This window comes from Mixta mediterraneensis (assembly GCF_030283135.1).
GTDB lineage: Bacteria > Pseudomonadota > Gammaproteobacteria > Enterobacterales > Enterobacteriaceae > Pantoea > Pantoea mediterraneensis.
Map to the genome: position 1 here is coordinate 1 of NZ_JASUAZ010000021.1, position 24,359 is coordinate 24,359.

At 53.0% G+C, this 24,359-nt stretch carries 16 protein-coding genes and 1 pseudogene; 10 read left to right on the forward strand and 7 right to left on the reverse strand.

Going from position 1 to position 24,359, the window contains the following annotated elements; all coding sequences use genetic code 11:
* Positions 1–1,017 precede the first annotated feature (1,017 nt).
* A pseudogene (locus tag QRY16_RS13280) lies at positions 1,018–2,516 on the forward strand (sugar porter family MFS transporter).
* A gap of 137 nt (positions 2,517–2,653) precedes the next feature.
* Positions 2,654–3,724, forward strand: a complete 1,071-nt coding sequence (locus tag QRY16_RS13285) for a tartrate dehydrogenase (protein WP_289776916.1) — start codon at positions 2,654–2,656, stop codon at positions 3,722–3,724.
* A 299-nt stretch (positions 3,725–4,023) separates the two neighbouring features.
* Here QRY16_RS13285 and QRY16_RS13290 read toward each other — a convergent pair whose 3' ends face one another.
* Together QRY16_RS13290 and QRY16_RS13295 are read right to left on the reverse strand one after the other, a co-directional pair.
* Positions 4,024–4,890 carry a glucosamine kinase nucleotide-binding domain-containing protein gene (locus QRY16_RS13290; protein ID WP_289776917.1) on the reverse strand — a complete coding sequence of 289 codons (867 nt, stop codon included), beginning with the start codon at positions 4,888–4,890 and terminating at the stop codon, positions 4,024–4,026.
* Between the two features lie 350 nt (positions 4,891–5,240).
* Positions 5,241–6,473, reverse strand: a complete 1,233-nt coding sequence (locus QRY16_RS13295; RefSeq protein ID WP_289776918.1) for an MFS transporter — start codon at positions 6,471–6,473, stop codon at positions 5,241–5,243.
* A 1,244-nt stretch (positions 6,474–7,717) separates the two neighbouring features.
* On the opposite strand from QRY16_RS13295, the gene QRY16_RS13300 reads away from it, so the two are divergent.
* Positions 7,718–10,108 (forward strand): glucose/quinate/shikimate family membrane-bound PQQ-dependent dehydrogenase, encoded by a 2,391-nt coding sequence (locus QRY16_RS13300; protein ID WP_289776919.1) that lies wholly within the window; start codon positions 7,718–7,720, stop codon positions 10,106–10,108.
* A 54-nt stretch (positions 10,109–10,162) separates the two neighbouring features.
* Here the strand turns inward: QRY16_RS13300 and QRY16_RS13305 are convergent, their stop codons facing one another.
* Both QRY16_RS13305 and QRY16_RS13310 read right to left on the reverse strand, forming a co-directional pair.
* Entirely contained in the window at positions 10,163–11,365 is a 1,203-nt protein-coding gene (locus QRY16_RS13305; RefSeq protein WP_289776920.1) for an MFS transporter, read from the reverse strand.
* 358 nt (positions 11,366–11,723) lie between these two features.
* Entirely contained in the window at positions 11,724–12,092 is a 369-nt protein-coding gene (locus QRY16_RS13310; protein WP_289776921.1) for a helix-turn-helix domain-containing protein, read from the reverse strand.
* 223 nt (positions 12,093–12,315) lie between these two features.
* Here QRY16_RS13310 and QRY16_RS13315 point away from each other — a divergent pair, with 223 nt between their 5' ends.
* The 3 genes from QRY16_RS13315 (at position 12,316) to QRY16_RS13325 (ending at position 15,478) form a co-directional block, all read left to right on the forward strand.
* Positions 12,316–12,975: a response regulator gene (locus QRY16_RS13315; RefSeq protein WP_289776922.1), complete on the forward strand. Its 660-nt coding sequence runs from the start codon at positions 12,316–12,318 to the stop codon at positions 12,973–12,975.
* Positions 12,972–14,327, forward strand: coding sequence for a sensor histidine kinase (locus QRY16_RS13320; RefSeq protein ID WP_289776923.1), 1,356 nt, complete (start codon positions 12,972–12,974; stop codon positions 14,325–14,327). The genes QRY16_RS13315 and QRY16_RS13320 overlap by 4 nt, the downstream gene beginning before the upstream one ends.
* 284 nt (positions 14,328–14,611) lie before the next feature.
* Positions 14,612–15,478: a nucleoside-specific channel-forming protein Tsx gene (locus QRY16_RS13325; protein ID WP_289776924.1), complete on the forward strand. Its 867-nt coding sequence runs from the start codon at positions 14,612–14,614 to the stop codon at positions 15,476–15,478.
* A 40-nt stretch (positions 15,479–15,518) separates the two neighbouring features.
* On the opposite strand, the gene yjdN is transcribed toward QRY16_RS13325, so the two are convergent.
* Together yjdN and QRY16_RS13335 are read right to left on the reverse strand one after the other, a co-directional pair.
* On the reverse strand, positions 15,519–15,944 hold the full coding sequence (yjdN, locus tag QRY16_RS13330) for a VOC family metalloprotein YjdN (protein WP_289776925.1): 426 nt from the start codon (positions 15,942–15,944) through the stop codon (positions 15,519–15,521).
* Positions 15,945–16,029: 85 nt separating this feature from the next.
* Complete coding sequence (locus QRY16_RS13335) at positions 16,030–16,926, reverse strand: LysR family transcriptional regulator (RefSeq protein ID WP_289776926.1); 897 nt, start codon at positions 16,924–16,926, stop codon at positions 16,030–16,032.
* 115 nt (positions 16,927–17,041) lie between these two features.
* Between QRY16_RS13335 and QRY16_RS13340 the strand changes: the two genes are divergently transcribed.
* The 4 genes from QRY16_RS13340 to QRY16_RS13355 all read left to right on the forward strand — a co-directional run bounded on the left by QRY16_RS13340 (position 17,042) and on the right by QRY16_RS13355 (position 22,985).
* Positions 17,042–18,355 carry an amidohydrolase gene (locus tag QRY16_RS13340; protein WP_289776927.1) on the forward strand — a complete coding sequence of 438 codons (1,314 nt, stop codon included), beginning with the start codon at positions 17,042–17,044 and terminating at the stop codon, positions 18,353–18,355.
* Complete coding sequence (locus QRY16_RS13345; RefSeq protein ID WP_289776928.1) at positions 18,352–19,794, forward strand: M20 family metallopeptidase; 1,443 nt, start codon at positions 18,352–18,354, stop codon at positions 19,792–19,794. The genes QRY16_RS13340 and QRY16_RS13345 overlap by 4 nt, the downstream gene beginning before the upstream one ends.
* A gap of 69 nt (positions 19,795–19,863) precedes the next feature.
* Positions 19,864–21,384: a p-aminobenzoyl-glutamate transporter gene (abgT, locus tag QRY16_RS13350; RefSeq protein ID WP_289776929.1), complete on the forward strand. Its 1,521-nt coding sequence runs from the start codon at positions 19,864–19,866 to the stop codon at positions 21,382–21,384.
* Positions 21,385–21,572: 188 nt separating this feature from the next.
* Entirely contained in the window at positions 21,573–22,985 is a 1,413-nt protein-coding gene (locus QRY16_RS13355) for an MFS transporter (protein ID WP_289776930.1), read from the forward strand.
* A gap of 60 nt (positions 22,986–23,045) precedes the next feature.
* Here QRY16_RS13355 and QRY16_RS13360 read toward each other — a convergent pair whose 3' ends face one another.
* Positions 23,046–24,356: a c-type cytochrome gene (locus QRY16_RS13360; RefSeq protein WP_289776931.1), complete on the reverse strand. Its 1,311-nt coding sequence runs from the start codon at positions 24,354–24,356 to the stop codon at positions 23,046–23,048.
* Between the last annotated feature and the right edge of the window lie 3 nt (positions 24,357–24,359).

The following is a 24,359-nucleotide window of genomic DNA, read 5'->3' on the forward strand; positions in this document are numbered from 1 at the left end:
AAACACGGCAAAACTGGCATTTTTACGCATTACAACACAACAGTCCCCACCACATGCGGCTTTTTCTCGCTACCATTCATGGTTAGGAAAACCAAAAGGGATCGATTCAGTTTCCTAACCATGAACGGCTCCCGTCAGGCCGCAGCACGGCGGGAATTATAAAAAGAATGAGAATCATACGCATTAGTAAAAAAGATGTAAACGCAATGCGGTCGCTGAAGTGATCCGTGAACGGTGGGCAAATAACCACCGATTGTTATCACTGTTGCCCCTTTGCCTGGTGTAATTCAGCATCGCTTGCTGCCGTTGTGCGAGTCACCCACTAAAATGAGCAGCTCGCGTTAAGCCTCAGGAGTGCAGCACTTTATTTTTGATTCGCCGCAACAAATTCAGCGTAATTAGCCTTCATGATAGTTTTATAAGGTATCCCGTTATAAACGGCAGCTTTCTGTTTATCCAGCAGCGCTTTAGTTGCCTGCACCGTGTTATATAACAAGCTTAATCAGCGACAGAGAGAATTAGCGTAATTGCGCAACGTGCTAAACAATAAATTCAGGTCGATGACAGCACCTGGGAACGCTTCCAGCCCTGGCCGCTCAATTTTTAGTATTTCAGCAATGCGCTGGTGACAGAAAACATTGCCAGCCAAAAGCAGGCCACAGGCGTTCTGTTATTGCCGTAAATCTGAATATCACGCCATACCGAGGAGATAATTATAAGTATTTTATGTCTGTCTCAACCGGCAATTACCCTCATTTTTTCGGTTTAGATTAAATTCAGAACATTATAAATACACATCGATATAAATCCTTTAAAAACAATTATATACAAATAAAAATAAGCGATAAAACCATCTGTAATTCAGGGTAAACGCTCTACTCCACCCCTCAAAATGTGACACTAATCACAACCTGTGATATACCTTTTAATTCAAAAAAATAAGACACAAAGCCATTGACGCTAATTAAGGCATCTCCGTACCCGGCAAAAAAATCATTTAACCGAGCAAGGAAAATTATGCCAGTATCAGATAATACATCCTCACCCTATAAACATTCGGACAGACAAAAACCGGCTGACAATGAAAAGTTATCCGCCCCTGCGAGCAGTGAAAATAATACTTTCCTGAGCGCTGATGCCTTTTTATTGACAGCAACGGCCATCGCCGCCATTGCAGGTTTTCTCTATGGCTATGACACCGGTATTATTTCCGGCGCACTGCTACAAATCAGCCATGATTTTTCGTTGTCCTCTCATCAACAGGAATTAGTGACCAGCGCGATTCTGGTAGGTGCCGTGACTGGCGCCTTAACCTGCGGCAAACTGTCCACCCAGCTTGGTCGCCGCTATACGGTAATGATCGTGGCAGCTATCTTTGCTCTGGGTGTGATTGGCTCCGGTTTATCGCCAAATGCCTTATGGCTTGGCATTGCCCGCCTGGTGCTGGGGTTTGCGGTTGGTGGGGCATCGCAGATTGTGCCGGTCTATATTGCCGAACTGGCTCCGCCCGCTAAGCGAGGCCGACTGGTCACTTTCTTCAATATTTCGATTGGCATTGGCATTCTCACCGCCGCGTTGGTCGGCACCTTTATGCAGGATATCTGGAGCTGGCGTACCATGTTTGCGGTTGCCGCTATCCCTGCGGTGATTTTATTCCTTAGCATGCTGCCGCTGCCAGAAAGCCCACGCTGGTTAGTAGGACAAAAGCGCCTGAAGGAAGCGCATATTGCGCTGGATGCGGTACGCGATACGGAAAAGCAGGTTCGTCAGGAAATCCGCGAAATTCAGCGCGTACATGACAAAGTTGAGCGCAAACCCAGCATGGGCTGGCGTGATCTGAAGCAACCGTGGTTGCGCCCGGCACTGCTGGTGGGTTTAGGCATTGCCGCCTTTACCCAGCTTTCCGGCATCGAAATGATGATTTACTACACCCCGACTTTTCTGACTAACGCGGGATTTAGCCATGATGCGGCGCTGTATTCCGCGCTGGGTGTCGCCGCGATTTATCTGACGCTGACGGTAATTGGCAAGCTTATCGTTGATCACGTTGGCCGCCGCGCGCTGACGTTGTGGATGGTACCGGGCGCGATTGTGAGCCTGATTCTGCTGGGTGCGGTGTTCAAAATGAACGCACACGGTGGCGGGCATAGCTGGCTGATCGTGGCGTGCCTGTTTGGCTTTATGGTGTTTAATTCAGGTGGGATTCAGGTGATTGGCTGGCTGATGGGTGCTGAACTCTATCCGCTGGGGATCCGTGAAAAGCCACCAGCCTGCACGCGGGCATGCTGTGGGGCTCAAACCTGCTGCTGACTGCCACCGCGCTGTCAATGGTGAATTTATTAGGTATCGGTGGCGCAATGTGGTTCTACGCACTGCTCAATTTGCTGGGTTTCCTGTTCGTCTTCTTCCTGATGCCAGAAACTAAAGGACGAACGCTTGAAGAAATTGAAACCTCGCTGAAAGCCGGTGATTTCTACCCTATGCAGCAGCGCCGCCAGCAAACGGCGCAAGAGTAAATCTGTCAGGACAGCAGGCTTATAAATTTTTAGGCGGTTACTCCGGTAACCGTCTGAAATTTGTGCATGCAGCCAGCGCACCTGCGGCTTACAGTATGATGGCGAAATAGTTCAAATATCTACCTGCGAGGTGCCCTGTGTCAGAGAAAATTCATCGGATTGCGGTTATTCCCGGCGACGGTATTGGCAAAGAAGTGATGCCGGAAGGCATTCGCGTAATGAACGCGGCGGCAGAAAAGTTCAACATTACGCTACGCTGGGAATGGTTTGATTACGCCAGTGCCGAATACTGGCAACAGCATGGAAAAATGCTGCCGGATGACTGGTTTCCGCAACTGAAAACGTTCGATGCGATTTATTTTGGTGCCGTCGGCTGGCCGGATGTCGTACCGGACCATGTCTCGCTGTGGGGATCGCTACTGCAATTTCGCCGCGAGTTTGATCAGTACGTTAACCTGCGTCCGGTGCGCCTGATGCCGGGCGTGAAAGCGCCGCTGGCGAACCGTCAGCCCGGCGACATCGACTTTTATGTGGTGCGTGAAAATACTGAAGGTGAATACTCCAGCGTCGGCGGCACGATGTTCCCCGGCACCGATCGTGAAGTCGTGATCCAGGAAACGGTTATGACGCGGACTGGTGTCGATCGCGTCCTGAAATTTGCCTACGAACTGGCACAGCGTCGTCCGAAAAAACATCTGACCTCCGCGACCAAATCCAACGGTATTGCCATCACCATGCCCTACTGGGACAGCCGCGTCGAAGCGATGGGCGAGCGCTACCCCGACGTGAAGGTGGATAAGTATCACATTGATATTTTAACGGCTAACTTCGTGCTGCACCCTGACTGGTTTGACGTGGTCGTTGCCAGCAACCTGTTCGGTGATATTTTGTCGGATCTCGGCCCGGCCTGCACCGGCACCATTGGTATTGCCCCCTCGGCTAACATCAATCCCGAAGGAAAATTCCCTGGTCTGTTCGAGCCCGTTCACGGTTCCGCACCGGATATTGCTGGCAAAGGCATTGCCAATCCGATTGGGCAGATTTGGTGTGGTGCAATGATGCTGGAACATCTTGGCTATAAAGAGGCAGGTGATGCGGTACTGGATGCCATTGAGCGTACGCTGGCGGCTGGCCAGCATTTAACGCGCGATCTCGGCGGCAGTGCCAGCACTGAAGAACTGGGTACCGCTATCGCCAGCGCGCTCTGAGTTTACTATCACGACGCTTGCCGTATAAAAGCCTGGCGGCAACGGCGCAGGCCGTTCAATGGCCAGGCTCACAGCTGACGATCCGCTTTACGTCCGTATAGTTTGATGGGCAAGGACAGCGACTACATTAATAGCCCAAAGGCGTACAGGCGGATAATCAGCGAAACGGCGCTTTATCTGCCTGAAGGCGTAAGCCTTATTCCTGCATCCGCTAACGATGGATAACCTGCAATAGCATCAAGCTACGGCGAGCGGTTAGATCAGTATGACGAATACGCGATGTCCATAACCTGCTGAATTTATTGGTTAATGCGTTGTGCCAGTATTAAAGCACCTGCCAGCGCATCATATTGAGGAGCCACCAGCCGGGCCTGAGTATCGGCCGCCAGCCAAGGCTGAATCGGCTCAGCTAGTCCCCCCATCAGCGCTAAACGTCCAGCGCTTAACCGGGTTAACCGGCGCACCATCAAACCAATATCCTCAGCGGTTTGTTGCAGTAACGCATAGGCATGGCGATCGCCGGTCTGAGCCGCCGCGACGATTTGCGGCACTACGCGCGCCCAGTCAGCCGGTGTAGCGTCTCGCGACCACAGCAACATGGTTTCCGGGCTGTCATCAAATTGCGCCATTAAGCGGGTGCTAAAATCCGTTTTTTCAATAATATCTTCATGCGCCAACAGCGCCAGCCGTAACGCACGGCGTCCTAATTCGGCGCCAGAACCCTGATCAGAAAGCGCAAAACCCCAGCCTCCAAGCAGGGTAAAATATTCGCCGTTCCAGGCTGCGCCCTGGCTACCAGTGCCGGTAATAAATACCGCGCCAGGTTCGCCTGCATGTGCGCCGATGCAGGCTATCTCGACATCGCTGACCACCTGCACTGCAACGCACGGCGGCTGCCAACTCGCCAGCCGTGCTTTTACCGACGCGATATTCGCGCCTGCCAGCCCTGCGACCAGAATAGTTTGAGCCAGCGTCTGCGGCGGTAATCCTGCTTGCGCCATTACCTGGACTGTAAGCTGTTCAACGTTTTGTAATGCTGCGTTGTAATCTGACCAGACGTTGGCGGGACCGCCAGTGGTTTCTGCCAGCACCGTGCCGTTCAGGGTTAACCGTGCACGACAGCGGGTGCCGCCGCCATCAATGCCGAGAAGATAATGTGATTGCACCTGTTTCCCCCGCCTTCGCCACTTTTAGCCGTGTTTCATTAATGAAGCGCGAACGATAGGCGAAAAAAAGGTAAATCACAACAGCCCATAACGATGGCAAAAGCAGCGGCGTAACTTAAAAAACAGTAAGGTTAATTCAAACATCTTCCGCAAACCTCACAGCTCAATATTGATGTTAAGTTTGCCGTCACGGACAACATTAGCCGCCGCAGTGCATTTGCGGCGAACCGGACTGCATATGACACCAGACCAGCAAAGCCCGACGCGCGCTTCCCCTTCACACCTCAGATTGTTATCGCGGTAATGACTAACAAGCGCCGTTAATCGGCCTGCGGGCTGGTTTTTTAGGGTTACCCTTCATTTTCCAGCTTTTGCCGTTTACGCAGATGCGGGAATAACTTCATCCACAGCGCCACCACAATCAGCGTACCGATGCCGCCAATGGCTGCGGCGGGCGCGGCCCCCAGCCAGGCGGCAAGCAAACCAGATTCAAATTCGCCCAGCTGATTGGAGGTATTGATAAAGATGGCATTGACGGCATTCACGCGCCCGCGCATATCATCCGGCGTATCCAGCTGCACCAGCGAACCGCGGATCACCATACTGATCATGTCGAAACCGCCAAGCGCCGCCAACGCAATCAGTGACAGCCAGAGCTGGCTGGAAAGCGCAAACACCAGCGTGGCGACACCAAAACCCGCCACTGATCCAAACATCACCATCCCGACGTTCTTCTCCAGCTTGTTGCGACTCAGCCACAGCCCCACCAGTAATGCACCGACGGAAGGCGCGCCGCGCAACATCCCCAGTCCCCAAGGGCCGGTATGCAAAATGTCTTTTGCGAAAATCGGCAGTAGCGCCGTTGCGCCACCGAGCAGCACCGCAAACAGATCGAGTGAAATCACCCCCAGAACCTCTTTTCGCTCACGGATAAAATGGATACCGGCAAACAGGTTTTTCATATTCATCGGCAATCGCGTTTGCGGCGGACGTTCATAATGCAAGCGGCTAACCAGCACCAGCGAGATGAAATAAAACAGCCCGGAAACGCCATACACCACATCCGGGCCAGCGACATACAGCAAGCCGCCTAACGTAGGGCCGACTATCACCGCAGCCTGGCCGCCTACCGCATTTGTCGCCATCGCGCGGGCTAACATTGACGGAGGCACTAGCGCAGGCAGCATGGACGACATCGCCGGCCATTCCAGCGCTTTTGCTACCGAGATCATAAAGACCAGTCCCCACAGTGCGGTTTTATCGGCCCCGTTAAACAACGTCAGCAGAACCAGGACAATCAGCGCAGCGAACTCAATGATCTGACCCAGCAGTACGATACGACGGCGATCAAACTGATCGGCTAAATGCCCGGCAGGTAGCGCCAGCAAAACTGACGGCAAAAATTGCATCAAACCGATCATTCCCAGCGCCAGCGCGTTGTGAGTTAGCGCGTAGATTTGCCAGCTAATGGCGACTGAAAACATCTGAAAACCAAACGACGAGCAGGTTCGCGCCAGCCAGAAAGCAACAAACGCACGATGTCGCAGCAGCGAATCTTCCGCTGCCGATGCCATAAATCTCATACTTCCATCCCATCTCTTAATTGGCCGAAGCGGCCTGTTCCGCGTCGTTGCGCGGTATTATCAGCGACGTGTTAACGTCTTACCCTGTTTTCACAACGCGTCAGAATGCGGGAAATTATGCTGTCAGGCAACGGCAGTGCGTGCGGACACTTAACATTCACTCACTTATGTGATGCCATTCGAAATTTATTATTCTCATCTGTTTACTCTGCAGGTTGAATCTATTTAAACAATCATCAGAATGTGAGGAAATAATTCTGATCATTGCCTGGATTAAGGTTATTTCAGCGAATAAACGGCGGGGTTGGCTTAGAGAATTTTTCTATTTAGCCCTGTTTTTTGTGGTGAAATTGATCCTATCAATAATGAATTCATTTTTATCCAGAGACGGGAAAACCCTTTATAAATTTCATACGTTACCGAACCCATCCATCTTATAAACTGTACTGATACAGGCACGTCTGTAGCGCGCCCTGGTCCCATGCAAGGTGGAAGAAGTCAGGCATAGTTAATGATTTTTCTGCGTAATCAATTCCCGACTGAGGCAGAAGTAATCCTCTTCCCGTGCGAGAAAATAATATCAGGAATGATATTAAATATGCCCGCGTCTTTTTCTCGTGGGTAAAATAAACGTGCGCAAAGGGGGAATAGTTATACGGTTAAAGCATATTCCGTTGCACTGCCAGCATAGACAGAAGCATTCCGCTTTGGCTTTTATGTTTTTGCGCCACCAGGGGCAGACTGGCATTGGCGGTCATTTTTCCGTTCACGGCCATTATGCTGGGCGAAATTTTTAATGATCGTTACTCAACCTTCACGTTCTCTGATTTTCTGACCGACTTTTACCATAGAAAAAATAAGGACATTCTTCGTTGACAAGGGCATCGCTTATCGGCTGAGCAGTCCACTGTACTGAATAGCCAGCGATAAGCCACAACAATGCTCTGCGGCAGCATGACTGCAAATGTAACGGTATATTTTGCATGGTTGCCTTAAGAGCATATAGCCGCATACTTACCTACCAGATAACCCCATAAAATGTCGTATTACAGATAACATCAAGAGCATCACGCTAAAAAAATCAAACCTTATACTAATTTTGCTATAACATTTACTTCACAGGGATAGCCTGACTTAGTGGAAGAGTCATTTAAGAACACCCTAAACCATCCGTACTTTATGACTGAAAACAGCTTATCTGGTTGTTTTCTTGTGTTTTATGGCAACGAAACGAGGTCGATATTATGGGGAAAAACTCCTCATCTTTTGGTGTAATTCGCTTTCTGACAGTGCTGTTCGCCGCGCTGACAGGCGCATTTATGCTGATTGGCGGTATTTGGTTAGCCGCCATTGGTGGTTCCTGGTATTACATCATCGGTGGTGCAGTGATGCTGCTCACCGCTTTCCTGATTTGGCGTCGCAATAGCGCAGCGCTGGTCATTTATGCTTTGCTGCTACTCGCCACGCTGGTATGGGGTATCTGGGAATTCGGCACGGATTTCTGGGCGCTGGCACCACGTACCGATGTGCTGGTGATCTTCGGTATCTGGCTGATCCTGCCGTTTGTTTACCGTGGCTTTAACAGCATCGGTAAAGGGGCATTAAGCGCCATGGGTATCGCGCTGATTGCCAGCGTTGTCGTTCTGGCCTACTCCGCTTTTAACGATCCGCAGGCGATTAACGGTTCAGTACCCGCTACTGCCGATAATGCACCGCCAGCCCAACCGCTGAGCAACATTGCTGATGCTGACTGGCCGGCTTATGCCCGCGATCAGCAAGGTACGCGTTTCTCTCCGCTGAAGCAGATCAATAATCAAAACGTCAAAGAACTTCAGGTTGCCTGGCAGTTCCAGACCGGCGATTTGAAAACCGCAAACGATCCAGGTGAAATCACCGATGAAGTAACGCCGATTAAAATCCGCGACACGCTTTATCTTTGCTCACCCCACCAGATTCTGTTTGCGCTGGATGCGACAACCGGTAAGCAAAAGTGGAAGTTTGATCCGGGCCTGAAACCGAATCCAACCTTCCAGCATGTAACCTGCCGTGGCGTCTCTTACCATGAAATGCCGACAGCAGCCGACGCCGCAAATAGCCAGCCTGCGCTGTGCTCACGCCGCATCTATCTGCCTGTCAACGATGGTCGCCTGTTTGCGCTGGATGCCGAAACCGGTAAGCGTTGTCCGTCATTCGCTAACAACGGCGAGCTGGATCTGCAACACAGTCAGCCAGTGAAGACATCCGGCCAGTATGAGCCAACCTCTCCACCGGTTATCACGGATACCACTATCGTCATTGCTGGTGCGGTCACCGATAACTACTCGACCCGTGAACCGTCCGGCGCCATTCGTGGCTTTGATGTGAACACCGGTAAGTTGCAGTGGGTGTTTGATCCGGGTGCGAAAGATCCTAATGCGATTCCGGCTGATGAACACACCTTCACCATGAACTCGCCAAACTCATGGGCGCCAGCGGTCTACGATCCGAAACTGGATACCGTTTACCTACCAATGGGTGTGACTACGCCTGATATTTGGGGCGGCAACCGCACGCCAGAGCAGGAGCGCTACGCGAGCAGCGTGCTGGCGCTGAACGCCACCACCGGTAAGCTGGTATGGTCGTATCAGACCGTTCACCACGATTTGTGGGATATGGATCTGCCGTCTCAACCTACGCTGGCCGACATCACCGATAAAGATGGCAACACCGTTCCGGTGATTTATGCACCAGCAAAAATCGGTAACATCTTTGTGCTGGATCGCCGTACCGGTAAGCCAGTGGTTCCGGCACCAGAAACACCCGTGCCACAGGGTGCAGCGAAAGGCGATCACGTCTCTGCAACGCAGCCGTACTCTGGATTGACCTTCCGTCCGAAACAGAATCTGACAGACAAGGACATGTGGGGCGCTACCCTGTATGACCAGCTGGTGTGCCGCGTAATCTTTAAGCGTCTGCGCTATGAAGGGCCGTTCACTCCGCCATCAGAGCAAGGTACGCTGGTGTTCCCTGGTAACCTGGGTATGTTCGAGTGGGGCGGTATTGCGGTCGATCCTCATCGCCAGATCGCCATTGCCAACCCGATGGCGCTGCCGTTTGTCTCGAAGCTGATCCCACGCGGTCCGGGCAACCCGATCGAACCGTCAGAAGATGCTAAAGGCGGTTCCGGTACAGAAACAGGTATCCAGCCGCAGTATGGCGTGCCTTACGGCGTTGAGCTGAATCCGTTCCTGTCACCATTTGGTCTGCCTTGTAAGCAACCAGCATGGGGCTACGTTTCTGCTGTTGATCTGAAAACCAACAACGTCGTGTGGAAAAAACGTATCGGTACCGTGCGCGACAGCGCCCCGGTTCCGTTACCGTTTAAAATGGGTATGCCAATGCTGGGTGGCCCCATCACTACCGCTGGTAAAGTGTTCTTTATCGGTGCAACCGCAGATAATTATCTGCGCGCATTCAGCACTGATACGGGCGAGCTGCTATGGCAGGCACGTTTGCCAGCTGGTGGCCAGGCGACGCCAATGACCTATGAAGCGAATGGCAAACAGTATGTTGTCATCGCCGCTGGCGGTCACGGTTCGTTTGGTACGAAGTTGGGTGATTATGTGATTGCTTATGCGTTACCCGACGCGAAGTAATTTGCCTTAATGATCCAGGGCGGACTTCGGTCCGCCTTTTTTATTGCGGCTCGCTTAGCGGCTTTGTCGCCAGTTCAGCCAGCCACAGAGCGCCATCACTACGCAAGTCGCTAAAAATACCGGGCGCATACCAAACGCACCACCAACGAACCCGCCAAACAGCGGGCCGCTGACCTGACCGATATATTGCGCGGAGGTTGAATACCCCAGCATTCGTCCGACCTGCGCTTCTGGCACATTATGGCGAATAATCGCCGTAATACATGGCAACAAGCCACCCAGCGCCATTCCCATGAAAAATCTCAACACCACCAGTTGCCATGCTGCGGAAATAAACGCCTGCGGAATCAACAACAGCGCACACAGCAGCAATCCGCCCGTTAACACACGCCAGTGGCCGTTACGATCCGCCAGTTTACCCAGCCTGGGTGCGGAGAGAATACTGCCCAGCGCGGCGGCAGACATCACTAACCCAGCCATTAGCGTGATTGCATGTTCGCCCTGTACGAACTGACCGATATACAGCGTAATAATCGGCTCAATCGACATGTTAGCAAAAATCAGCAGCATGCCGGACAGCCACATAAGGCGCACTACGGTGTGGTTAACAGGTTGCGCTGACTGAACCAAGGCTGCGCTGGTTTTGTTTTTAACTTTTTGTTTTGGCACTTCTTTTAATAAAAACGTAGTCGCCAGAAAAGCGAGAAAAATCACCGCGCCCGTTAACCAGAATGTCTGGCGAATGCCAATCAGCGGTGGCAGCAGCCCTCCCAGCAGCGGACCAACCACATTGCCAGCCATAATCCCGGACGACAACACGCCAAGCGCCCAGCCGGTTTGCGCTTTTGGCGTTTGTGAGGCGACAAGGATGGTCGAGCCGGAGGCATAACCGCCCAGTAAACCTGCCAGCAGACGCAGTGCGACCAGTTGCCACGGTGCCGTCGCCATGCCAATTAACGACATCGCAACCGCCATGCCGAGGCTGGCGCGAATGAGCATCAGCTTGCGTCCATAGCGATCCGCCAGCTTACCCCACAGCGGCGCGGTCAGTGCGGCACTAAAAAACGTTGCGCCATATGCGATGCCAGACCACCGGGCGATTGCAGCAGGCTCTTCTACTCCCAGCTGCTGCACATACAGCGGCAAAAACGGTAGCAGCAGCGTCATCGCCACAATAGTGCTGAATGATCCCAGCACACAAACCCATAAATTACGTTTCCAGTGCTGAAACTCTGGCGCAACCGAACTCTGTTCCATAGCAAATGTTCCAATAATGTTCAGAATAGCAGGCTAACAAGCGCGGCCCTTAAACTGCCGTTACGCTGAGATAATTCTTCTCCAGCCCGTTCTGTTGCCGGTAAGCAACCTCCAGGCAGCAGCCAGTTAATTCAGTACGATGTCGCACAATAAATTGACTGACGTTCCTCAATAGCAGAAAACGTTGCGGGCGATCCACTGGAATATACGTTCAAGGAAAAAATGACGGCGGGTATTCAGGCAGGGATAAAGAGGGATAATTAAATTAAGCGCAACATCAGACGTGCTCACCAAAAATATTAAGCGCTATGCATGACATTCTGACTGGCGTTTTATAATCAGAGTGTCATGCAATTTTTCAGCTCGCCATTGCCAGCGGAAACAGTAGCCGATCCGGCTCGACTCGCTTTTGGCGACGCAACTGGCCGGGCGTTATCATAAAATAATTTTTAAAGGTACGGGTATACGCCTGTTGGGTATCAAAACCGTAATTCATCGCTACCTGTAAAATAGCGTCGTTGCTGCTGAGCAAGGTCAGAGCGGATTCGGTTAAACGCCGCTGACGAATATATTCTGCCAGCGAAAATCCGGTATGTTGCCGGAAGAGTCGCTGTAGATGCCAGCGAGAGTAGCCGGAACGACGCGCCACCTCATCCAGATGCAGATCGTGTCCTAAATTGCTTTCAATCCATTCCAGCAAACTACGGATAAACTCGCGCTGATTCATGGGTTCCTCCTGATATGGCCTGATGTGCAGTGAACCCACTGTAGCGCGTTAAATTTATCCCTTAATTAGCGGAAAATTAGCGCAGAATTAGCAAGTGCATTTAATCCGCTGACTGGCACGAAAAAATGCAGCCAACGCACCTGCGGCGCGAAGTATGACGGGTATAATTCTGCGCTAATTATCCAGCGCTACACTGCCAGCAACTTTCTGGAGGACATCATCCATGCGTGTCTTGTTGGTTGAAGATGATGAAATGATTGGCGCGAATTTGCGGCAGGCGCTGGAGTCTGCGGGCTGGTCGGTTGACTGGGTTCGCGATGGCATTTTTGCGCATAATGCCTGGGCTGAGGGCGGCTACAGCTGCGTATTGCTTGATCTTGGATTGCCACGCGATGATGGCTTACATGTGCTGCGTCGTGCGCGTAGCCGTGGCGATGCCACGCCCGTATTGATTCTCACTGCACGCGATAGCGTGGCGCAGCGCGTGCAGGGCCTGGACAGCGGTGCTGATGATTACCTTCTTAAACCTTTCGATTTGCAAGAAGTACTGGCACGAATGCGAGCAATTACCCGGCGCCGTCATGGTGCTGCGGACTCCGTGCTCGGCAGCGGCGATGTTCAGCTGGATATGATGACACGCGAAGTCATGTACAAAGGCCAGCGCGAGCAGCTTACCGCACGCGAATATGCTTTATTGTATGCGCTGCTGGAGCGTCCGGGCGCCATTTTGTCACGCGAGCAGCTGGAAAATCGGATCTATGGTTGGGGAGAGGAAGTCACCAGTAATGCGGTGGATGTGTTGATTCATGGTATGCGCCGCAAATTAGACAACGACGCGATCCGCAACGTGCGCGGGCTGGGATGGCGAGTGCCTGCAATATGAGACCTTTCACTTTTATGCGCTCGCTGCGTAACAAATTACTCAGCACGCTGTTGGTTATCCATCTGTTGATGATTGGCGGCGTGAGCTGGTATTTCTTTAGCTGCTATGGCGACATGATCGGCACCATGAAGGACGAGCAGCTCGCCAAAATTGCTGATGCCTGGGCGACTAACAAACAGATCCCTGCGCTAATGCCACTCATGATGCCAGCCGACAAACTGAAAAGTGCTTTTGTGGTTCAGCTTTGGGACAGTGAAGGCAAGCTACGCGCCAGTTCGTGGCCAGAATTGCACGCTCCGCTGCTGGCGAAAAAGGGTTATCACGATGCCGATATTGGTGACTGCCACGACTGCGAATGGCGTATTTATACCCGCCCTGGCCAGCCTGGCAGTGATATCAAAACCATTCAGGTGATGCATAACTTAAGTTATATGAAGGGGTTAATGGTAAAACGAGCGCTGTCGGCGATTATCCCTTTGATCCTGATGATGCCGCTTTCGCTGCTGGTGATCTGGCTGGTGGTACGCAAGATCACGCGCGATCTACGGGTGGCATCTCGGGAGATCACCGCGCAGGATACGCATCATCCCCACAGCGTTTCACCCGACGGCTTACCGGATGAAATCCTGCCGCTGGTCGCTGCTTATAACTCGCTGCTTGATAAATTACGTGCCGCCTGGTCGGCGCAGCGCCAGTTTCTTGAAGATGCTGCTCATGAATTGCGTACCCCTGTGACTGCAGTCACGCTGCAACTGGAGAATTTGCGCCAGCATATTCAGCCGGGCGAAGCCAGCCGCCAGTTCGATCAGCTGGAAGCGGGGGTGACACGTACCCGCCACCTGGTGACACAGCTGCTGAATATCTCGCGTCAGGAAGACCAAACCGTGGTAGCCAGCGTTGAAAATATCGAGCTGGAAGCGTTACTGAAAGAGAGCATTGAACAGCTCATGGTGGTCGCGGATAAACGTGGTATCGACATTGGATTCAATGGTTCGACGCACTATCGCTTGCAGGCCAGCCGCTCCGAATTGCGCAGCCTGTTCGACAACCTGATTGGTAATGCCATGTTACATACGCCAGAAGGCAGTCTGGTGGATGTGTTACTGCACCGCGTTGCCGGTCATACGGTGGTGGACATTGTCGATAACGGACCAGGCATACCAGAATCCTTTATCGATCGTGCTTTTGATCGCTTTACGCGCTCACCCGATGTGCAAGCCCAGGGCAGCGGCCTGGGGTTATCGATTGTACGCAGCGTAGCGGAAAAACACCGTATCCACGTTGCGCTTTCTAACTGTTTTAATCCGCAGGGAACAATTTGCGGCTTACAGGTTCGCGTTACCCTTCCCTGATCTGTCACACCCGCCTGAAGCCCGACCCCACGACAACGCAAACACGGGTCGGGTTCCCTTCGCAGAGGATTGTTTATGTGATTTAGATCACATTTCAGTTGAATTGTAATGCAACACATTTTGACAAACGTGAACAAAATCTATTTTCTATCGAGTGATTGCAGGCACGCTACGCGGGCTTAAAAACGTCTTATACGCATTGAACAACTTACTGCCCATTAAGGGATTAATTTCACTCTGATCGCGCCGCGCGTGCAGCGATCAAAAGCATGTGGTTAATGATAATGAAATTTAAAACGTTGGTAGCGGGTGCCTTGCTGGCATGTTCATGGACCGGCGCTGCGCAAGCTGCCGAAAGCGATCCACAATACCTCTCTGACTGGTGGCATCAAAGTGTAAACGTAGTGGGCAGCTATCACACGCGTTTCGGGCCGCAGTTTAATAACGATGTCTACCTGGAATATGAAGCTTTCGCTAAAAAAGACTGGTTCGATTTTTATGGCTATCTCGACCTGACTAACTTCTTCGGCGTGGGCAACAGCAATGCCAACGGCATTTTTGACCATGGTTCACCGATGTTCATGGAGATCGAACCGCGCTTCTCCATCGACAAACTGACCGGTACCAGCCTGGCGTTTGGCCCGTTCAAAGAGTGGTATTTCGCCAACAACTACATTTATGACATGGGCCACAACAAGGCTAATCGCCAGAACACCTGGTACATGGGTTTAGGGACGGATATTGATACGCACAGCGACATCGGCCTGTCGTTGAACGTCTACGCCAAGTATCAGTGGGAAAACTATGGCGCAGCAAACGAAAACAGCTGGGATGGCTACCGCTTCAAGATTAAATATTTTGTGCCCATCACCACGCTGTGGGGCGGTAATCTCGGCTACGTTGGCTTTACTAACTTTGACTGGGGTTCAGACCTGAACGAGAAAGGCGGTTCTTCACGTACCAGCAACTCAATCGCTTCCAGTCATATCCTGTCTCTGGGTTATGACCACTGGCACTTCTCTGCGGTGGCGCGTTACTTCCACAACGGTGGACAATGGGCAGACGGGCGCGAGCTGAACTTCGGTAACGGGGATTTTGAAGTAAAATCAACCGGATGGGGATACTACCTAGTGGTGGGTTATAACTTCTAAACCCTGATTAATCTGCACGGCCAGCAGGCCGTGCAGTCATTTAAATCTGTGGTTTATAAGCATTCACCATCCACGGAATACCGAACTTATCCGTAAACTTACCAAAACCTCTGGCCCAAAACGTCGGTTCCCACGCTTTGGTTATCGTCCCGCCTTCTGACAGATTATCAAACCAGCGCTTACCCTGCGCTTCGTCCGGGGTGGATAAACTCACCGCATAACCGCCGTGTTGTCCATCGGGACGGCCATCGCTCATCATGATTTCGCCCTGCCCGATACGCAGATGAGCGTGCATAATCTGCTCGGGTGCAAAGGTCAGGCCAGAGGAACACGCCGCCTGGCTGTCCTCTTCCGGCATATCGCCAAAGGTCATTTTGAACAACAGTTCGCCATCGGTCGCTTGCAGATAAAACGCAATCGCCTGTTCGCAATTGCCGTTGAAAAATAAGTAAGGTGTGATTTGCATGATCCACTCCTGATAAAAGATGCTGCCCTCTGTCAGTGTAGTGTGCGGCAAAATTTAGCCTGCGAGCCAGGCCGCATCCTGACTTTTATTGACAGTAGCGGCGGAAAAGCTGCGCCATATAACTGCTCATTGGCGTCAAAGCCGTGTCCTTTCGCTGTATCAAATAAAAGGTCGCTTTTGGCAGCGGTTCATCCAGTTCCAGCGCCACCAGTTGCCGCCCGAGAATAGGATCAGCGATCACATCCACCGATAAAATACTGACAAAATCGCTTTGCGCCACCAGGCTGGTACAGGCCATAAACGTCTCGCAGGTCACAACAATTTTGGGCGCCATGCCACGATCGCCAAACAGGTCATGCAACAGGCGGTAATAGCTGCCTTTTGGCGTCGGCATGGTCCAGTCACACTGCTGCAACTCAGCCAGCGAACGCGCTTTCTCCAGCGGATGCTCCTTGCGTACAACCACTTTATATTCACGCTCCATCATTCTTTCATACATCAGTTCCTGATCGAGATGGGTTTGATCGTAAGTATTAATGGTGAAATCCAGCGCGCCTTGCCGCAGCTCATGCACCATCGAAACGAGCTGCCCTTCGACAATGCGCACCTTCACCAGAGGGTATTCACGGTGAAACTGATTGATCACCAGCGGCATGATGGTGCGCGCCACGCTTCCTCCTACACCAATATTGACCTGCCCACCGCCAAGTCCCTGACGCTGCTGAATGTCCTCCTGCGCTACCCGCAGCTCTTCCAGCACCAGGCTGGCATGATGAAAAAAGTTATCACCAATGTCAGTCAATACCACACCCTGCTGGCGGCGGATAAACAATCTGGCTCCCAAAACCAGTTCCAGTTCCTGAATCGCTTTGGTTAACGCAGGCTGCGAAATGCCGGACAGACGGCTCGCCGCGCGGATACTGCCCTGGCGCGCAACGTCCACAAAAGCGCGCAGTTGATGAAGTTTGAGGTTAGCAGGCATATTTTTTGTGATAACCGTTATTTATCAGAGGCAAGATATTCGCATCTTATGTGAGCATTTGCTATTGTGTAGATTCGAATCAATGCATAAAAAACCAGCAGTAAGGAAATTGCCGATGAACACCCTTTCCGACCATGTCAATGCGTTGATTCCGCAGCTGAAAAGCTGGCGACGCGACTTCCATCAGTTTGCTGAATCAGGTTGGCTGGAATTTCGCACCGCCACACTGGTGGCTGAAGTGCTGCACAATCTGGGGTATTCGTTGCAGCTCGGCCGCGAGGTCATCCATGCCGATGCGCGTATGGGTCTGCCGTCGGCCGGAGTTTTACAGCAGCAGGAAGCGCGGGCGCTGGAACAAGGTGCGCTGCCTCAATGGTTATCGCACTTTTCGGGCGGATTTTGCGGCATTGTTGCCACGCTCGATACCGGCCGCCCCGGCCCGGTGATGGGTTTCCGTGTCGATATGGATGCGCTGGATTTAAATGAAAGCCAGGCTGTAGATCATCTGCCACAGCGTGAAGGTTTTGCTTCCTGTAATCCAGGCATGATGCACGCGTGCGGTCATGACGGACACACCACCATCGGCCTGGGTGTCGCGACGGTGTTGATGGCAATGAAAGATCAGCTAAGCGGCACGATCAAACTGATCTTCCAGCCTGCTGAAGAAGGCGTGCGCGGCGCAAAAGCGATGGTCGAAGCGGGCGTGGTCGATGACGTTGATCTGTTCACCGCCATTCATCTCGGCACCGGCGTACCGGCAGGCGAGCTGGTATGCGGTAGCGACAACTTTCTTGCTACCACCAAGCTGGATGTGAATTTTACCGGCGTGGGAGCACACGCCGGCGGGCGTCCCGAAGATGGCCGTAACGCGCTGTTAGCCGCAGCGCAAGCCACCCTGGCATTGCATAGTTTAACTCAGCACAGCGGCGGCGTGGCGCGCGTCAATGTTGGTGTGTTGCAGGCCGGAACCGGTCGTAATGTCGTTGCCGACTGCGCGCTGATGAAAGTTGAAACACGGGGCGTGAGTAATCAGGTTAACGATGATGTTTATCAACAGGCACTGCGGGTGATCGCGGGCGCCGCCACGATGTACGGCGTCGAATACGCAGTAACGTTAATGGGCGAAGCGCGCAGCTGCACACCCACTCAGCCGTGGGTCGATTTTATTCACCAGCAGGCCGAGGCGCTTGGCCTGTTTCATTCGGTGGTAGACCACAAACAGCAGGCCGCAGGTTCGGAAGATGCCACCTGCATGATGGAGCGCGTCAAGCAGCGCGGCGGCCAGGCGTCTTACGCCATCTTTGGCTGCGAGCTGGCAGCAGGCCACCACAACGCGAAATTCGATTTTGACGAGCAGATCATGGCGACCGCCGTCACCCTGTTATCAACGCTGGCGCTGAATCAGGCGCAGTTTGGCGGTGCCCAATGATCACCTCATTTATCGCTGATTATATCGATCGGCACCAGGCGCGCTTTAGCGCACTCAGCGACACCATCTGGGACACCCCGGAAACCCGCTTTGCCGAAACCCGCTCTTCCGCCCTGCTGGCAGATGCACTGGCGGAAGAAGGTTTTGAAGTTGAGCGCGGCGTCGGCGGCATCGATACCGCATTTATCGCCAGCTTTGGCAATGGTAAGCCCGTTATCGCTATCCTCGGCGAGTTCGATGCGCTGGCTGGTCTTAGCCAGCAAGCCGGTTGCGCGCAACCTAAACCGCTGGTGGAAAATGGCAATGGACACGGGTGCGGCCACAATCTGCTTGGCACCGCCGGGCTGGCCGCAGCTTTTGCCGTCAAAGCGTGGATGCAGCAGCATCAAACCCGCGGTACGGTGCGCTTTTACGGCTGCCCTGGCGAAGAAGGTGGCTCCGGCAAAACCTTTATGGTGCGCGAAGGTCTGTTCGACGATGTAGATGCGGCAGTGACGTGGCATCCCGAAAGTTTTAGCGGCATGTTCAATCTCAGCACCCTCGCCAATATTCAGGCGGCGTTTCACTTCAAAGGCGTGGCGGCGCATGCCGCTAACTCACCGCATTTGGGGCGCAGCGCACTGGATGCAGTAACCCTGATGAACACCGGGGCAAATTTCCTGCGCGAACACATTGTGCAGGAAGCGCGTCTGCATTATGCGGTAACTAACAGCGGCGGCGTCTCGCCCAACGTTGTGCAGGCCGATGCTGAAGTGCTTTACCTGGTCCGCGCGCCCGAATTGCAACAGGCTCAGGACATTTATCAACGCGTCATTAATATCGCCAAAGGGGCGGCGCTGATGACCGATACGCAAATGACCGTGCGTTTCGACAAAGCCTGCTCCAACTACGTGCCGAATCGCGCACTGGAAGCAGTAATGGAGCGTTATTTGCATCAGTTTGGTTTACCCGATTACAGCGACGAGGAGCGCGCTTTTGCGGCAGAAATCCGCGCCACACTGACTAAAGATGATTTGCGCAATGCGAAACTCAACGCGGCGCGTACCGGCGGCGAAGCGGGCCAGGCATGGGTTGAAACGCTGAACGATAAGCTGTTTATGGATGAGGTCGCGCCGTATGCCGTAACGCGTGAGCTGATGTATGGATCAACCGACGTTGGCGACGTCAGTTGGGTTACACCGACTGCACAATGTTTTGCGCCCTGCTTTACCTTTGGCACCCCGCTGCATACATGGCAGCTGGTGGCGCAAGGCCGCACCAGCATTGCGCATAAAGGCATGTTCTTAGCGAGCAAAGTGATGGCTGCGACGGCGTTAAGCCTGCTGGAGGATCAGGATGCGCTGACGCGCTGTCGTGCTGAATTCCAGCAGATACGTCAGGCACAACCTTACGATTGCCCGATACCAAAAGGCGTTACGCCATCAAAACTGGCCGATTGAGCCACGGACGCGCCTGCGGGCGCGTACCACTATAAAAATAAACGACAAACACAAGACGAGGAAGCACGAATGGAAGCCGCATCGGAGAACAGCAGCCCCGGAAAGATATTCAGTTGGATTGAGCGCGTTGGCAACAAAGTCCCCAATCCATTTTTACTGTTTGTCTATTTAATTGTGGTGTTGATGGTGGCAACAGCCATTATCAGCAGCCTGGGCTTAACGGTAAAAAATCCCAGCAACGGCGAATGGGTGCGGGTGAACAACCTGCTCAGCGTGACCGGTTTGCAGTGGATCCTGCCGAATAGCATTAAGAACTTCAGCAGTTTTACGCCGCTGGGTTCGATTCTGGCGCTGGTGATTGGTGCAGGTCTGGCAGAAAAGGTCGGCCTGCTGCAATCCCTGATGGTAAAAATGGCGTCACGCGTCAGCCGCCGTTACGCCAGCTATATGGTGCTTTTTATCGCCTTCTTTAGCCATATCTCTTCCGATGCGGCGTTAGTGGTAATGCCGCCGCTCGGCGCGCTGATCTTTCTGGCCGTTGGACGCCATCCGGTGGCCGGTTTACTGGCCGCGATTGCTGGTGTTGCCTCTGGTTTTACCGCCAATCTGTTGATCGTCACCACCGATGTGTTGTTGTCAGGCATCAGTACCGAAGCGGCGAAGGCCGTGGGCGATACCGTACATGTCAGCGTGATCGATAACTGGTTTTTTATGGCCTCCTCCGTGTTTGTGCTGACTATCGCCGGTGCGCTACTGACCGACAAATTTGTTGAGCCGCGTCTGCCGCAGTGGAAAGAGGGAAACGGTGAAAAACTTGCACCTCTGACACCGCTGGAGAACCGCGCTTTGCGTGTGGCGGGTATTGCCGCGCTGCTGTTTATTGGTGTGATGGCGTTACTGGTGGTGCCAGAACACGCGCCGTTGCGCGATCCGCAAACCGGTTCGATTATTCCGTCGCCGTTTATCAAAGGCATTGTGCCGGTTATTATTCTGTTCTTCTTCGTCGTGGCGATTGCTTACGGCGTGGTGACCAGACAATTCCGCCGCCCGGATGATATTCCACAACTGCTGGTCGATCCGATGAAGAATATGGCCGGTTTTATTGTCATGGTGTTTCCGTTATCGCAGTTCGTGGCGTTTTTTAACTGGAGCAATATGGGCAAGTTTATGGCGATTGGCCTGACCGACGTGCTGGAGAGCGCAGGCATCAGCGGCGTCCCGGCTTTCCTCGGTCTGATGTTCCTGTCGGCGTTCCTCTGCATGTTCATTGCCAGCGGTTCAGCAATCTGGTCGATTCTCGCGCCAGTATTTGTGCCGATGTTTATGCTGCTTGGCTTCCATCCTGCCTTTGCACAGATGATTTTCCGCATCGCCGATTCTGCTGTATTACCGCTGGCCCCGATGTCGCCATTTTTGCCGCTGTTTCTCGCCTTCCTGCAGCGCTACCAAAAAGATGCTCAGCTCGGCACCTATTACATGTTGATTTTCCCTTATCCGCTGGTGTTTTTTATCAGCTGGATCGCGCTGCTTCTTGCCTGGTATGCGTTGGGATTGCCGATTGGTCCGGGCGTTTATCCGCAGTTACATTAATGGTTTTCGCCATGGACGGCGAAAATTGCAACGTACGTTGCTAAAAACTCACCAACTTGCCTCTCGGCAACGAATCGCGAATTTATTATCCTGCTACCTCTTCGCTTGCTAACGGTTAATTATTTTTAAATCTAATCAAGGCCGCTGGCGAGAATTGCAAACACTGCCACACCGAGGTTCACCCAAAAATGACAACAGCCTGCACAACAGGGATGGCGCCGACGTATGCTTCGTCGGCAGCCAACAATAGCTTAGCGGGGCGCATTGATGCGCTGCCATCCTCCGCCGGTTTATGGCGCTTTATTACACTTCTGGCGCTGGGCGGATTCTTTGAGCTCTACGATCTGTTCGAAACCGGCTACATCAGTTCAGGCTTGCTGGCCGCCGGGATTTTCCACACCGGTAGCGCGGGCGTATTCGGTATTGCCGATCAGGCCGCCTTCGCTTCCGCGACCTTTCTCGGCCTGTTCGTTGGCGCAAGCCTGCTCGCACCCTATGCCGATCGCTTTGGTCGCCGCCTGACTTTTATGTGCGCCCTGATGTGGTATGGGATATTTTCACTGTTGATGGCTTTTCAGCAAAGCGCAGAAACGATCATCCTGTTCCGCTTTTTAGTCGGTATTGGGCTGGGAATTGAGCTGGTCACCATCGATACCTATTTATCGGAATGGGTGCCAACCCATTTGCGCAGCCGGGCCTTTGCCTTTTCATTCTTTATTCAGTTTCTGTCGGTGCCTGCAGTGGCGCTGATGTCGTGGTGGCTGGTGCCGCAAACCATTCTCAGCCTTGAGGGCTGGCGTTGGGTGGTAATTGCGGGCGCGGTATGTTCGCTGGTGATCTGGTTTATTCGTAAAAATCTGCCGGAATCAGCGCGCTGGCTAGCGCAGCAGGGCCGCCATCAGGAAGCACACCGGGTATTATCAGCGATGGAAAAACGTTGCGGCATTACGCCTGGCGCGGATTTCCCGCAGGATGACGCCGCCGCGCAGCTACCGAAAAAAGGGCGTTTTAGTGAAATCTGGGCGCCAGCCTATCGCAAACGTACACTGATGCTAGTGGTAATGAACTTTTTCCAGGCGATTGGTTTCTTCGGCTTTGGTAACTGGTTGCCAGCGTTGCTGTCAGGTAAAGGCACCACCGTGACGCACAGCCTGCTGTATGCATTTTTTATCACGCTGGCCTATCCGCTGGGTTCGCTGATTTGCAGCCGCTACGCCGATAAGTTCGAAAATAAGTGGCAGATTGTCATGTCGTCGCTGATGACGGTCGTGTTCGGTACGCTGTTCGCTCTGCTGAACAATCCGGTGCTGTTGATTATCTGTGGTTTCCTGATCACCTATTCCAACGCCTGGCTGACCTTTAGCTATCACGCTTATCAAACCGAGATCTTCCCAACGCATATACGTGCTCGCGCAGTGGGGTTTTGCTATTCGTTTAGCCGCCTGTCAACGGTGTTCAGCAGTATTCTGATTGGCTTGATTTTGCAGTATGCAGGTAGCCAGGGCGTGATCGTCTTTATCGTGTTGAGTATGCTTATGGTGATGTTGTCGGTGGGCATTTACGGGCCGAAAACGCGCGGGATTGATTTAGAAAATATTTGAGTCAGATCGCTGAACGCAGTTTCTGCCCCTTCTCACGGGAGAGGGGCAGAGATGAGGCGTTTACTTTCCTTCCAGCACGTGAATTTCTGCGCTGCCCTGACGATCTTTCACGTCTTTACGCAGCTCAGAAACGTGTTTCGCGGTCACTTTTTTGTCAGACTGATTTCCCCAGCTGGTGCGAATAAAGTTCACCACATCAGCCACCTGCTGATCGTTCAGACGCCAGCCAAACGCAGGCATGGTAATGGTTGAGGGCGCGCCTTTCACACCCGGCAATTCACCACCTGCCAGCACGATGTGGATCAACGAAGTAGGATCGTCGGCCAACACCACCGGATTGCCGCGCAGCGCCGGATAGAAGCGCTGATACCCGCTGCCATCCGTTTTGTGGCATGCCGCACAACTGTCAACGTATACCGATGCGCCAGTCTGGCTGTCATCGCCTTTCCACAGCGCTTTTGCCGTCGCATCGTCAGCGCTGAACACCGCTTGTTGCGGATCTTTGGCGCCCAGCGATTTTAGATAACGCGCGATTGCCGTAATGTCGTCGTTGCTCAAATGCTGCAGGCTATGCTCGATGACGTCAGTCATGCCGCCAAAGGCTGCCGTGTGATCGTTGCGGCCGTAGCGCAGGAACTGGCGCAGATCGTCTTCGCTCCAGCGACCTAAACCGTCACGATTGTCGCCGCGTAGATTACTGGCGGTCCAGCCGTCAACCGGTGCGCTACTGCCGGAGAGATAATCATGACCTTCGCTGTTGTTCAGGGCTTTTTCCTGCATGGTGATACTGCGTGGCGTGTGACACGCGCCACAGTGCCCCAGACCTTCAACCAGATACCGTCCACGCGCCAGTGTCGGATCTTCCTGGCTGGCGGGCTGGAAAGCTTTCACATCCGGTGCGAACATCGTGCGCCAAATCGCCAGCGGCCAGCGCATCGACAGCGGCCACGGGATGTCACTCTCTTTATTGGGCTGGTTAACCGGTGCAACGCCGTGCATAAAGTAAGCGTATAGCGCCTTCATGTCGTCATCGCTGACTACCGCATAAGAGGGATATGGCATCGCCGGATAGAGCGTGTCGCCATTTTTCGCCACGCCATGACGCACCGCTTTCTGGAAGTCGTCGTAGGTGTAATCGCCAATCCCACTCGCTTTGTCCGGCGTGATATTGGTGGAATAGAGGGTGCCAATCGGGGTTGCCATCGGCAAACCGCCAGCAAAAGGTTTACCGTCTTTGCTGGTATGACAGGCTACGCAGTCACCCGCACGCGCCAGATACTCGCCGCGCTTCACCAATTCGCTGCTGCTGTCGTCCGCCAGCGCGGCAAACGTCATCGTGCCCAGCACCAGGGCCAAAATGCCTTTTTTCATCGC